The organism is Bradyrhizobium sp. NP1, from assembly GCF_030378205.1.
Classification (GTDB): domain Bacteria; phylum Pseudomonadota; class Alphaproteobacteria; order Rhizobiales; family Xanthobacteraceae; genus Bradyrhizobium.
Window position 1 is genome coordinate 6,471,521 of the sequence record NZ_CP127385.1, and the last position, 12,039, is coordinate 6,483,559.

The 12,039-nt window shown below is 65.1% G+C and carries 12 protein-coding genes and 1 riboswitch; of the genes, 1 reads left to right on the plus strand and 11 read right to left on the minus strand.

Annotation, left to right across the window (positions count from 1 at the left end; all coding sequences use genetic code 11):
- Nucleotides 1-20: 20 nt before the first annotated feature.
- From QOU61_RS31335 to mobB, 11 genes are all read right to left on the minus strand, one after another.
- Nucleotides 21-275 carry a hypothetical protein gene (locus QOU61_RS31335; protein ID WP_289655055.1) on the minus strand — a complete coding sequence of 85 codons (255 nt, stop codon included), beginning with the start codon at nt 273-275 and terminating at the stop codon, nt 21-23.
- 121 nt (nt 276-396) lie between these two features.
- Nucleotides 397-3,162, minus strand: a complete 2,766-nt coding sequence (gene fdhF, locus QOU61_RS31340; protein ID WP_289655056.1) for a formate dehydrogenase subunit alpha — start codon at nt 3,160-3,162, stop codon at nt 397-399.
- Entirely contained in the window at nt 3,159-4,862 is a 1,704-nt protein-coding gene (locus QOU61_RS31345; RefSeq protein ID WP_289655057.1) for an NADH-ubiquinone oxidoreductase-F iron-sulfur binding region domain-containing protein, read from the minus strand. The genes fdhF and QOU61_RS31345 overlap by 4 nt, the downstream gene beginning before the upstream one ends.
- Nucleotides 4,863-5,016: 154 nt before the next feature.
- Complete coding sequence (locus tag QOU61_RS31350; protein WP_289655058.1) at nt 5,017-5,271, minus strand: hypothetical protein; 255 nt, start codon at nt 5,269-5,271, stop codon at nt 5,017-5,019.
- A 91-nt stretch (nt 5,272-5,362) separates the two neighbouring features.
- Nucleotides 5,363-7,015: an OFA family MFS transporter gene (locus tag QOU61_RS31355; RefSeq protein WP_289655059.1), complete on the minus strand. Its 1,653-nt coding sequence runs from the start codon at nt 7,013-7,015 to the stop codon at nt 5,363-5,365.
- 436 nt (nt 7,016-7,451) lie between these two features.
- Nucleotides 7,452-7,793: a DUF190 domain-containing protein gene (locus QOU61_RS31360; RefSeq protein ID WP_289655060.1), complete on the minus strand. Its 342-nt coding sequence runs from the start codon at nt 7,791-7,793 to the stop codon at nt 7,452-7,454.
- 2 nt (nt 7,794-7,795) lie between these two features.
- Nucleotides 7,796-8,224 (minus strand): fluoride efflux transporter CrcB, encoded by a 429-nt coding sequence (gene crcB, locus QOU61_RS31365; protein WP_289655061.1) that lies wholly within the window; start codon nt 8,222-8,224, stop codon nt 7,796-7,798.
- 10 nt (nt 8,225-8,234) lie between these two features.
- Entirely contained in the window at nt 8,235-8,609 is a 375-nt protein-coding gene (gene crcB, locus QOU61_RS31370; RefSeq protein ID WP_289655062.1) for a fluoride efflux transporter CrcB, read from the minus strand.
- Between the two features lie 133 nt (nt 8,610-8,742).
- A riboswitch (Fluoride riboswitch) is annotated at nt 8,743-8,803 on the minus strand.
- Between the two features lie 62 nt (nt 8,804-8,865).
- The gene (locus QOU61_RS31375) at nt 8,866-9,111 is read right to left on the minus strand and encodes a sulfurtransferase TusA family protein (protein WP_289655063.1); all 246 of its coding nucleotides are present in this window, start codon (nt 9,109-9,111) and stop codon (nt 8,866-8,868) included.
- A 46-nt stretch (nt 9,112-9,157) separates the two neighbouring features.
- On the minus strand, nt 9,158-10,411 hold the full coding sequence (locus tag QOU61_RS31380) for a molybdopterin molybdotransferase MoeA (RefSeq protein ID WP_289655064.1): 1,254 nt from the start codon (nt 10,409-10,411) through the stop codon (nt 9,158-9,160).
- Nucleotides 10,412-10,420: 9 nt separating this feature from the next.
- Nucleotides 10,421-10,942 (minus strand): molybdopterin-guanine dinucleotide biosynthesis protein B, encoded by a 522-nt coding sequence (gene mobB / locus QOU61_RS31385; protein WP_289655065.1) that lies wholly within the window; start codon nt 10,940-10,942, stop codon nt 10,421-10,423.
- Between the two features lie 202 nt (nt 10,943-11,144).
- Between mobB and fdhD the strand changes: the two genes are divergently transcribed.
- Nucleotides 11,145-12,035 (plus strand): formate dehydrogenase accessory sulfurtransferase FdhD, encoded by an 891-nt coding sequence (fdhD, locus tag QOU61_RS31390; RefSeq protein WP_289655066.1) that lies wholly within the window; start codon nt 11,145-11,147, stop codon nt 12,033-12,035.
- Nucleotides 12,036-12,039: the final 4 nt, after the last annotated feature.

Here is a 12,039-nt window from a genome sequence, read left to right on the forward strand (position 1 = left end):
CGATCGCAGCGGCCGGACCGTCAGAAGTCCCATTTGTCGCCGAGAATGAGCGGCTGCTGCGGATATTTCTTCAGCGCCTGCGGGCCGGCTTCCCCGTCGCCATAGTGCGGGCGAAACATCAGCTCGCTCTGCAGGCGTCGCACCTTGGCGGCGACGATCGCGCGATGCAGCGTGCGGAGCGTCACGCGAACCCATTTGCGCGCACGCGTCAGCGTGAAGCGGCTCTGGCCGGCAACACCGTGCCGGTCTTCGTTGTAAAGGTGTAGCAAGGTCATGCCCATCGTCCCAATGCCGGCGCGGGCGAACCGCGCCGGAAGTCAGGAAGATGCGAAGGCCGGCATAGGAAATCGAGAGGGCGGGCGGCCGCGCCGCATAGGCGCGGCATAAAGGCGGCCGCTATTCGGCCGCCGAACGGAGTTCCGCCTTCTCGGCGCGCACCGCGCAGAACTTGAACTCCGGAATCTTGCCGAACGGATCGAGCGCCGGGTTGGTGAGCAGGTTCGCGGCCGCCTCCGCATAGCAGAACGGCATGAACACCATATTCTCCGGCACGTCGCGATCGGAGCGCACCTTGATCTCGACCGCGCCGCGGCGAGTCTCGAGGCGGACGAAATCGCCAGGCTTCAGGTTCATGCGCCGCATGTCCTTCGGCGTCATGAACGCCACCGCCTCCGGCTCGATCTCGTCGAGCACTTGGGAGCGGCGCGTCATCGAGCCGGTGTGCCAGTGCTCGAGCACGCGGCCGGTGGAGAGCACCATCGGATATTCGTCGTCGGGCAGTTCGTCCGGCGGAATGACTTTCGCCGGCACGATCTTGCCGCGGCCGCTTTCGGTCGGGAATCCCGTGGTGAAGATGATCTCGTTGCCGGGCTTGCCGGGATCGTCGGCCGGATAGGTCACGGCGCCCTCGCGCACCAGCCGCTCCCAGCTGATGTTGGCGAGCGACGGCATCAGCTGCGCCATTTCGGTGTAGACGTCGGCGGGCCCGGCGTAATTCCAGGGCAGGCCCATGCGCTTGCCGATCTCCTGGATGATCCAGAGATCCTGCCGCGCGTCGCCGGGCGGCTTGATCACCTCGCGCGCGAGCTGCACGCGGCGATCGGTGTTGGTGAAGGTGCCGGATTTCTCCGCAAAGGCCGATGCCGGCAGGATCACGTCGGCGTGGAACGCCGTCTCGGTGACGAACAGGTCCTGCACCACGAGATGCTCGAGCTTGGCGAGCGCCTCGCGCGCGTGTTGCAGGTCGGGATCGGACATCGCCGGGTTCTCACCCTCGATATACATGCCGCGGATCTCGCCGGCATGGATCGCGTTCATGATCTCGACCACGGTCAGCCCGCGGACCGGATCAAGATCCTTCTGCCACAGCTTCTCGAAGGCACCGCGCATGTCGTCGCGCCCGACCGGCTGGTAGTCGGGCAGGAACATCGGGATCAGGCCGGCGTCGGAAGCGCCCTGCACGTTGTTCTGGCCGCGCAGCGGATGCAGGCCGGTGCCGGGCCGGCCGACCTGGCCGGTGATCAGCGCGAGCGCGATCAGGCAGCGCGCATTGTCGGTGCCATGGACGTGCTGGCTGATGCCCATGCCCCAGAAGATGATCGAGGACTTGGCGCGCGCATACATGCGTGCCACCTCGCGCAGGGTCTCGGCCGGGATGCCGCAGATCGGCGCCATCTTCTCCGGCGTGAACTCCTTGATCTTGGTCTTCAGCTCGTCATAGCCCTCGGTGTAGCCGGCGATGTATTGCTCGTCCGTCAGGCCTTCGGTGATGATGGTGTTGATCATTGCGTTGAGCAGCGCGACGTCCGAGCCCGGCTTGAACGCGAGATGCTTGTAGGCATGGCGCGACAGCGTCTGCCGGCGCGGATCGATCACGATCAGCTTGGCGCCGTTCTTGGCGGCGTTCTTGATGAAGGTCGCCGCGACCGGATGGTTCACGGTCGGGTTGGCGCCGATCACGATGATGACCTCGGCGTCGAGCGCGGCGGCAAATGGCGCCGACACCGCGCCCGAGCTCAGGCCTTCGAACAGCGCTGCGACCGAGGACGCATGGCACAGCCGCGTGCAGTGATCGACGTTGTTGGAGCCGAAGCCGGTGCGCACCAGCTTCTGGAACAGATAGGCTTCCTCGTTGGACCCCTTGGCCGAGCCGAAGCCGGCCAGCGCCTTGACGCCGTGCGTGTCGCGGATCCTGACGAGACCACCCGCGGCAAGGTCAAGCGCCTCCTCCCAGGAGGCCTCGCGGAAATGCGTGAACGGGTTGGCCGGGTCGACCTGGTCGTTGGCGTCCTTCTTCGCATTGGGCAGCCGCACCAGCGGCTTGGTGATGCGATGCGGATGATGGATGTAGTCGAAGCCGAAGCGGCCCTTGACGCAGAGGCGGTTGTGGTTGGCCGGGCCGTCGCGGCCCTCGGCATAGATCACCTTCTCGTCCTTGACCTGATAGGTGACCTGGCAGCCGACGCCGCAGAACGGGCAGAGCGAGTCGACCTTCCGGTCCGCATAGGTGACGCGGGTCTGCCTGTCGTCGAGCATGACGGCCGGCATCAGCGCGCCGGTCGGACAGGCCTGCACGCACTCGCCGCAGGCCACGCAGGTGGACTCGCCCATCGGATCGTCGAAGTCGAACACGATCTTGGAGTCGTGGTTGCGGTAGGCCATGCCGATGACGTCGTTGACCTGCACTTCGCGGCAGGCGCGCACGCATAGCCCGCACTGGATGCAGGCATCGAGGTTGACACGCATCGCCGGATGGCTGGCATCGCTCGCCCAGCGCTCGGCGGCCGGGAAACGGCTCTCGGTGACGCCGGACTTTTCAGCCCAGTGCCAGAACTTCGAATCCGGATCGTGCGAGGTCTCGCGCGCCGGCTGGTCGGCAACGAGCAGCTCCATCACCATCTTCTGCGCCGCGACGGCGCGGTCGCTCGCGGTCTTCACCTTCATGCCGACGGTCGGCGTCCGCTTGCAGGATGCCGCCAGCACGCGCTCGCCCTCGATCTCGACCATGCAGGCGCGGCAATTGCCGTCCGGCCGGTAGTCCGGCTCCGGCGAGTAGCACAGATGCGGGATTTCGTTACCCTGGCGCTTGGCGACCTGCCAGATGGTCTCGCCGGGCTTGGCCTGCACCTGCTTGCCGTCGAGCTCGAACGTGATCTTGGTCATTCGGCAGCTTCCTTGAACTCGTCGGGGAAGTATTTGATGACGGAGGTAAGCGGATTGGCCGCGGCCTGGCCAAGACCGCAGATCGACGCATCCCGCATCGCCTGACTGAGCTCATCCAGCAATCGCCGGTCCCACACCGGGCGCTCCATCAAGATCGCGGCCTTCTGCGTGCCGACCCGGCAGGGCGTGCACTGGCCGCAGCTCTCGTCCTCGAAGAAGCGCATCAAATTGAGCGCGGCCGCCTTGACGCTGTCGGCCTGCGACAGGATCACGATCGCGGCGGAGCCGATGAAGCAGCCGTATTTCTCCAGCGTGCCGAAATCGAGCGGGATGTCGGCCATCGAGGCCGGCAGGATGCCGCCGGAGGCGCCGCCCGGCAAATAAGCATGGAAGCTGTGGCCGTCGGCCATGCCGCCGCAATATTCGTCGATCAGCTCGCGCACGGTGATGCCCGCGGGCGCGAGCTTCACGCCGGGATCCTTGACCCGTCCGGACACCGAATAGCTGCGCAAGCCAAAACGGCCGTTCCGGCCATGGCTCTTCCACCATTCCGCGCCCTTCTCGACGATGTCGCGCACCCAGAAGAGCGTTTCGAGATTGTTGATCAGCGTCGGCAACCCGAACAGCCCGACCTGGAACGGATAAGGCGGCTTGTGCCGCGGCAGGCCACGCTTGCCCTCGATGCTTTCGAGCAGCGAGGATTCCTCGCCGCAGATATAGGCCCCGGCCCCGCGCCGCAGATGCAGCCGCGGTCCGCCCGGCGGCAGTTTCTCGATCTCGACCGGCAACAGCTTGTGCGCGGCGGGATATTCATCACGCAAATAGATGTAGACGTCAGACGCCTCGACGATGTGGGCAGCGATCAACGTGCCTTCGAGAAAGCGGTGCACGTCGCGAAGCAGATAGAAGCGATCCTTGAACGTGCCGGGCTCGCCCTCGTCGGCATTGACGGCCATCAACCGGGGGCCGGGCTCACCGAGCACCGCGCGCCATTTGCGGCCCGTGGGAAAACCCGCGCCGCCAAGGCCGCGCAGGCTGGAATCGTCAAGCACCTTGAGGATGTCCTCCTTGCCGATCCGCCCGGCGCGCAAATCGCCAAGCAGCTTGTAGCCGCCGTCCTTCACGTAAGCGTCGTAGTCGACATAGGCCGGAATGATCGGATCGGTCTCGCCGCGCGAAACGGTCGCGAGAACCTCGGATTGGGTGGCGTTGAGAACGTAGCGGTGACCGACCTCGGCGACGGGCGCACTGTCACAGAACCCGACGCAGGGTGCCCGCACGACGCGGATGCCGGGACCTGCGCTGTCCTGCAAATCCGCCAGCAGCCTCTCGCCGCCGAGCATCGCGCAGGTCAGCGAGTCGCAGACGCGGATGGTGAGCGGGGCGATGTCCGGCTCGCCTTCCTTCACGATATCGAAATGCGCGTAGAAGGTCGCGGTCTCGAACACCTCCGCAAACGACAACTTCATCTCGTCGGCGAGTGCAGCGAGATGGCGCGCCGATATCTGGTGGTATTGGTCCTGGATGAGATGGAGATGCTCGATCAGGAGATCCCGCCGCCGCGGACGGTCGCCAAGCAACAGCTCGATCTCGTGGGCTGCGGTCGGGTCGACTTGGCGTCCCTTGGGCGTGGCCTTGGCGCGCTTGCGCCCGCCGCCCGGGTGCTCGAAGGGGCGAACCTGGTGGACATCGTGACTCATGGGTTAGGCCTCGCAGGACTCGGATCGGAAGCACCGAATTCTAGCCACTGGCATGCCAGATGCCAAGACAAATCGGATGGCTTCATAAGGATTTAGGGGGCATGCGGCGGTACCGCGATGCCCTCCTTGCGCCCTTCAGATGCGCGGGCCGGCCTCAGCTCTTGCCCATGCAATCTTCGATGTAGAACCAGCGGTCGTCGCCCGCGAGCCCCTTGGCCTTCACCTCTGCGCGACATGCCTTCAGCTTGGGCCTGTTGGCGCTCCATCTGGCCTTCATTTCCTTGAGCTTCTGCGTGGTCAGCTTGATCTTCGACGGCTTGGCGTCGCTGCTCGTGCTCTGGGCCGAGGCCGTCTGCAGCGCGCTTGCGACGACCAGCATGGCGGCAAGGCAAACAGTTTTGCGGAACATGGAAATCCCCCTAAGGCTCGTTCTTCAATATTGGGAAAGTACGCAAGCCCGCGGGACGCGCGAAGCGTACCCGCGGGCTGCACGCGAAGGATCAGAAGATCTTGGCAGCGCTTACCAGCGTCTTCCACACGCCCCAGGCGAGCGGAATGCCGACAAAGGCCCAGAACAGCAGGGCCTTGGCGTCCAAACCGCCCTTGCCGATGCCGAACGAGCCGGTCTGGGCGGCACCTGCGCTCGCAGTCGCCGCCTGCAGTTTCGCGACTTGCGCTTCGCTCATGTACCACTTCGGATTGACCGGCTTGATCAGGTAGTTGCAGATCAGGCCGGCAACCAGCATCGCACACAGGATGTACATCGTGCTGTTGTAGAGCTGGTCGCGGGGGACGCCGGCGGCGAGCTGGAACTCGCGCAGGTAATTGACCACGACCGGGCCGATGATGCCGGCGGTCGACCACGCCGTCAGCAGACGCCCGTGAATGGCGCCGACGAACTGCGTGCCGAACATGTCGGCGAGATAGGCCGGCACGGTGGCGAAGCCGCCGCCATACATCGACAGGATAATGCCGAAGCCGAGCACGAAGAGGAGCTTCGAGCCCATCGCGGCGAAGGTCGGCGCCGCTGCGTAGAGCACGATGCCGAGGATGAAGAACGTATAATAGGTGTTCTTGCGCCCGATATAGTCGGACAGCGACGCCCAGAAGAACCGACCGCCGATGTTGAACAGCGACAGCAGGCCGGCGAAACCGGCCGCGATCGCGGCGATCTGCGCCTTCTGCGCCGCGTTGAGCGCGTTGAAACCGACGTCAGGCAGGCCGATCAGCTTGCCGGCGAAGATTTCCTGCAGCATCGGCGAGGCCATGCCGATCACGCCGATGCCGGCCGACACGTTGAGACAGAGGACCCACCAGATCAGCCAGAACTGCGGCGTCTTGTGCGCGTTGTCGAGATGGACGTGATGCTCCGAGATCATCGTCTTCTTCTCGCTCGGCGGCGTCCAGCCTTCCGGGCGCCAGCCGGCCGGCGGCAGCCGGTAGCGGAACGCGCCGATCATCATGAATACGAAATAGATCGCGCCCATGGTGAGGAAGGTTTCCCACACGCCGACGGACGTCGGGGTCTTGAAATAGTTCATCAGGAGATCGGCGAGCGGCGCGCCGATCATGGCGCCGCCACCGAAGCCCATGATGGCCATGCCGGTCGCCATGCCGCGGCGGTCCGGAAACCATTTCACGAGCGTCGACACCGGCGAGATGTAGCCCAGGCCAAGACCGACACCACCGATCACGCCGGAGCCGAGCCACATGATCCAGAGCTGGTGGACGTGGATTCCGATCGCGCCGAGCACGAGACCACCGCACCAGCACAGCGCGGCGACGAAGCCTGCCTTGCGCGGCCCGACCCGCTCGAGCCAGCCGCCCCACAGCGCCGCGGAAACGCCGAGCACGACGAAGAAAAGCGTGTACATCCAGCCCAGGCTCGCGACCTTCCAGTCGCAGGTCGTCGTGAACAGCTCCTGGACCAGCGAGATGTCAGGGCAGGCCTTCGGCGCGGTCAGGCCGATCGCGCGCGACAGCGGCAGCCAGAACACCGAGAAGCCGTAGGCCATGCCGATGCAGAGATGGATGCAGAGCGCGGCCGGCGGCACCAACCAGCGGTTGAAGCCAGCGGCCGCAATGGTCCGCTCCTTGTCGAGGAAGCCAGCCCCGGCGCCGGTCATCGTGCCGGCGCTGCTAATCGTTGTCATTCGTCCCTCCATGCAGCGCGCACCGTCCCGGGCGCGGCTGCCATCGCCCATCCTGTTGTCGCAGCAGGAGGCAAATCGGCTGCCGCATGCTGCTTTGCACAATTTTCGGACGCGCCAGGATCGCTTCGCGCACTCCGAAAACGCCAACACCTGTCATGTCAGGATATGCCGCTACCAGCGCCGGCCAGACTCGAAAACGCCCGCCCCCAGATTGCGTGCCCTGCCACAGGCCGCGACGTAGCCTCCGCGCGTCCTTTTACGGAGAACGTAATTTGGGACAGAAGGCGGCGGCAGTGTCGATAGGCAAATGGTAGAAATCAGAACCTAAGCGATAATGTGGCTGTCGATCGAACTATGTGGCCGCCAATGGCGGCGATTTGGCTTTTCTATGGCCCGATCGATTTCTCCTATGGAGCAGCGGTCCGCGGCGCCGCGATCAGGCTGGAGCCTTGGTCCCATATTGCAGGACCTGCACCTTTTCGAGCGTGACGAGCCCGCTCGACATCATCCCATCCAGAGCAGGGAGGAAGGCCTTGATCTTGTCCTCGGCATCGACGATCTCGATCACCAGCGGCAAATCCTCCGACAGCCGCAGGATCTTCGTCGTGTGCAGCCGGCTCGATGCGCCGAAGCCCATCGGTCCGCGCAGCACCGTGGCGCCCGCCAGGGGCATCTCGCGCGCCTTCAGCACGATCGCTTCATAGAGCGGCGAGCCACCGAATTTGTCGTCCTCACCGATGAAAATGCGCAGCAACAACGCCTGCTTCGGGATTTGCATGGTCAGCTCCCTTTCAAACGATTGAGGCGGCTTGCCACCCGATGGCCGAGCCACACGGCCACGAGCCAAGTTACGACCGAGACGGCAATATATGACAGCGCTGTTTTCGTCGTACCGCCGTGCAGCAGGCGGAACGTCTCCAGGCTGAACGCCGAGAAGGTGGTGTAGCCGCCGCAGAACCCGGTCATCACGAACTGCCGCTGCCGCGTGCTCGCAAACAGTCTGCCATCGGGGCCGCTCAGCGTGCTGTAGAATCCGATGATGAAGGAGCCCGTGATGTTGACGAACAGTGTCGCCCACGGGAAGCCTGCCGCCGCGGGGATCAGCAGCGACGCCAGGTAGCGCGCCAGGCTGCCCAGCATGCCGCCGGCGGCGACGCAGACGTAGAGGATCGCCGTGTTCCAGGTGCTCGATTTCGCTGCGGAGGTCATCGCGTCCCGCTCACTTCAAGATATCGGCGAGCGTGAAGCCCGACGCGACGGCGCCGAGGCAGAGCACCACGGACAGCGCCACATAGCCCGCCGCACGGCTGCTCTCGCCGTCGCGCGCGAGCGTCAGCGTCTGCAGGCTGAACGAGGAGACGGTGGTGTAGCAGCCGAGAAATCCGGTCACCGCGAACAGCCACGGATCGGGCGACGCAAGGACCGAGGCCTTGTCCTCGGCGAGCGCGCCGAAGATGCCGATCAGGAAAGCGCCGGTGACATTGATCAGCAATGTCCCCCACGGAAACGTCTCGCCCACGCGCCGCGCCACGAAGCCGGAGACGAAGTAGCGCGCCATGGCTCCAAGCACGCTTCCGAGCGCCACGCTGATCATTCCGCTTAGCACGCCCACCTCCAATTGCGTCTTGTCCAATTGCGTCTTGCGTCCACCCTTTCAGGCAGCCGCGGCCGATCGGACCCGTTGCTTCCAGTGGAGGAGTTTGGACAAGCTCCTACCGACGCGAAAGCGCCCGGCAGGAGTCATCAGCCTTGCGGCGGTTGTCGGGGGACCCCATCCCCATCGGCTTTGAAGAATAATGGACGGAACGCGTCTGGCGCAACAGCTTTCGATGGCGTGCTGAAAGCCTGTCTCATGACAGTGCTTGTGAGCCGGCCTTTTCGATCAGGAACACGATGCGCGCCTCGCTGCGCTCGCGGATTTCAACCGCATCCCCGGTCTCGCGGATCAGGTTCGGGATGTCGATCACCGACAAGGGATCGGTGCAATGCACCTCCAGGAAGTCGCCCGGTGCGACCGCCTTCAGCGCCTTCCGCGTCTTCAGGGCCGGCAGCGGACATTTAAGGCCGGTGAGGTCGAGTTTTGTTGTCGTCGTCATCGGCGCAAGATGGCGAAGCGGTGCCGCGAGGTCAACGGCGAGAAACCTAGATCAGATTTGCGTAGGCCAGAAAGCCGACGCTCGCGCCGGGCTCGACGAGGGTGACCTGCTCGCCGAGTTCGACCAGCCCGTCGGTATCGACCAGCGATGACAACAGCCCCGCCCCCTCGCGCGGAAACTTCACCGCTTCCAGCGCGCCATCAGGCGCCTTTCGCAGGCTGACGCGGACATATTCGCGCCGGCCGACCTTCTTGCGATAGGTGAAGGCCGCGCGAACCGGCATCGGCAGGAGCGGCGCCTGGCGGGCACCCGAGAGCGCCAGCACGGTCGGCCGTACCACGTGGACGAAGGTGACGAAGCTCGCCACCGGATTGCCCGGCAGGCCGATCAACGGCGTGCCGCCGATCACGCCCATGGCGACCGGCCGCCCCGGCTTGATCGCCATCCGCCACAGCACGAGCGAGCCTGCGGCTTCGACCGCCGCCTTGACGTGATCCTCTTCGCCGGTGGAAACGCCGCCTGAGGTCAGGATGAGATCGTAGCCGCCTGCGGCCTGCTTCAGCGCATCCGCGAGCGCGGCGCGCTCATCGCGCAGGATTCCGAGATCGCCGACCGCGCAGCCGAGCCGCCGCAACATCGTCATCAGCATGAAGCGGTTGGAATCGAAGAGCTGCGCCGGTCCGCGCGCCTCGCCGGGCGAGACGATCTCGTTGCCGGTCGAAAACACCGCGACGCGCAGGCGCCGCCTGACCTCAAGATGAGTGAGCCCGAAAGCCGCGGCAAGCGCAACATCCTGCGGTCGTAGCCGCTGCCCCGCCGGCAACGCGGCGTGTCCCAGCGGAATATCCTCTCCCGCCGGGCGGACATTGGCGCCGGCCTTGAGCCCTGCGGGCAGCACGACGCGGTCGCCTTCGATGCGAACATCCTCCTGCATGAACACGGTGTCGGCGCCTTCGGGCATCGGCGCGCCCGTGAAGATGCGCATCGCATGGCCGGGTTCGACCGGCGCCCGCGCGACGCCGCCGGCCGGCACGCGCCCCGTCACCGGAAATGTCCGCTCGGCCTGAAGCGGAAGGTCGCGGCTTGCGATCGCATAGCCGTCGACGGCGGCATTGGTGAAGGGCGGGATCGGCAGCGGTGCCGCGATATCGTGCGCCAACACGCGGCCGTCGGCGTCGGCCAGCGCGACGGTCTCGACCTCCTTGACGGCGGCGACCTTTGCAGCGATCAGGTCGACCGCTTCATCGACCGACATCATCGGGCCGCCGAAAGCAAAGCAATCGTCCGAGAGCTGCGCCATGACGCGACCTTAAACCTCGCTTTTCGCCAGGACATCCTCGACCGATATCGCCGAGCGCCGCAGCAGCACGGCGACCGCCTCGATATCGTCGAGATGAGCGACCGGCAGCGTCGTTTCAACCGCGGTGTCGGTCGCGAGCCCGACGATGCCGGGATCGTCGGGATACAGCCACGGCTTTCCGTTGGCGGCGCGATGGACCTCGATCTTGCGATGCGGCTCGCGTTTGAAACCCTCGACGATGACGAGATCGACCGGCGTCATCCTGGCGAGCAACTCCGGCAGGCGCGGCTCGTTGGCCCCGCGCAGTTCATGCATCAAGGCCCAGCGCCGGCTCGAGGACACCAGCACCTCGGTCGCGCCGGCCTGGCGGTGCACCCAGGAATCCTTACCCGGAACGTCGACGTCGAAGGCGTGGTGGGCGTGCTTGATCACGGATACATGCAGACCCTCGCCGAGCAGATGCGGGAGCACGCGCTTCAACAGTGTGGTCTTGCCGGCGCCGCTCCAGCCCGAGAGCCCGATCACTTTCATCTCACTCTTACTCCGCAAACGACGTCTCCCGCGGAACCAACGCCTGTTCCCGTCATTGCGAGGAGCAAAGCGGCGAAGCAATCCAGACGGTCGCCACGGTCAGATTCTGGATTGCTTCGCTGCGCTCGCAAGGACGGCCGTAGATAGCCCGGTCTGGAAGCATTATATCGGTCTGCAGGGCTTGTCATGCTATGCTGCGAATATGATGAAGATCGAGAAAGCGCCCGTCCCCCTGATCGTTCCCAACCCGGACGACCCGCGCCTGACCGAGCGCGTCAGCGGGGTGGACCAGACGGGCAACCCGGTCGAGATCAAGGTGCCGGTGGAGCGGCCGCTGACGCTGTACCTCAACGCCCAGGAGATCGTCACCATGATGACGATCGGCGACTATCCGGAATATCTTGCGCTCGGCTACCTGCTCAACCAGAACATGCTGAAATACGACGACATCGTCACCGAGGTCGAATATGACGACGATCTCCAGGTCGTGGTCGTGCGCACCGAGCATCACACCAATTTCGAAGCAAAGTTGAAGAAGCGGACGCAGACCTCCGGCTGCGCCCAGGGCACCGCGTTCGGCGACCTCATGGAAGCGGTCGAGAGCGTGGCGCTGCCGATGGCGGAATTGCGCACCTCGTGGCTGTACCAGATGACGCACGCCATCAACACCATGCCGTCGCTCTATCTGGAGGCCGGCGCGATCCATGGCTGCGTGCTGTGCAAGCAGGGCACGCCCGTCTGCTACACCGAGGATGTCGGCCGCCACAACGCGGTCGACAAGATCGCGGGCTGGATGTTTCGTCACGGCGTCGATCCCGCCGACAAGATCATGTACACCACGGGACGGCTGACCTCGGAGATGGTGATCAAGACGGTGCGGATGGGGATCCCGATCCTGGTCTCACGCTCCGGCTTCACCGCCTGGGGCGTGGATCTGGCGCGGCAGGTTGGGCTGACGCTGGTCGGCCGCGCGCGGGGCAAGCGCTTCATCGCGCTGTCGGGCGCCGAGCGCATCGTCTACGACCAAGACCTCGACTATGTCGAGGAGGAGTCGGCCCGGCACAAGCGCAAGGGCGAAGCGCGTGACGAGTGAGGAA

Excerpts from the sequence above, each read along its gene's own strand:
- QOU61_RS31335 (WP_289655055.1), bottom strand. The coding sequence starts at position 275 with ATGACCTTGCTACACCTTTACAACGAAGACCGGCACGGTGTTGCCGGC.
- fdhF (WP_289655056.1), bottom strand. The coding sequence starts at position 3,162 with ATGACCAAGATCACGTTCGAGCTCGACGGCAAGCAGGTGCAGGCCAAG.
- QOU61_RS31345 (WP_289655057.1), bottom strand. The coding sequence starts at position 4,862 with ATGAGTCACGATGTCCACCAGGTTCGCCCCTTCGAGCACCCGGGCGGC.
- QOU61_RS31350 (WP_289655058.1), bottom strand. The coding sequence starts at position 5,271 with ATGTTCCGCAAAACTGTTTGCCTTGCCGCCATGCTGGTCGTCGCAAGC.
- QOU61_RS31355 (WP_289655059.1), bottom strand. The coding sequence starts at position 7,015 with ATGACAACGATTAGCAGCGCCGGCACGATGACCGGCGCCGGGGCTGGC.
- QOU61_RS31360 (WP_289655060.1), bottom strand. The coding sequence starts at position 7,793 with ATGCAAATCCCGAAGCAGGCGTTGTTGCTGCGCATTTTCATCGGTGAG.
- crcB (WP_289655061.1), bottom strand. The coding sequence starts at position 8,224 with ATGACCTCCGCAGCGAAATCGAGCACCTGGAACACGGCGATCCTCTAC.
- crcB (WP_289655062.1), bottom strand. The coding sequence starts at position 8,609 with ATGATCAGCGTGGCGCTCGGAAGCGTGCTTGGAGCCATGGCGCGCTAC.
- QOU61_RS31375 (WP_289655063.1), bottom strand. The coding sequence starts at position 9,111 with ATGACGACGACAACAAAACTCGACCTCACCGGCCTTAAATGTCCGCTG.
- QOU61_RS31380 (WP_289655064.1), bottom strand. The coding sequence starts at position 10,411 with ATGGCGCAGCTCTCGGACGATTGCTTTGCTTTCGGCGGCCCGATGATG.
- mobB (WP_289655065.1), bottom strand. The coding sequence starts at position 10,942 with ATGAAAGTGATCGGGCTCTCGGGCTGGAGCGGCGCCGGCAAGACCACA.
- fdhD (WP_289655066.1), top strand. The coding sequence starts at position 11,145 with ATGATGAAGATCGAGAAAGCGCCCGTCCCCCTGATCGTTCCCAACCCG.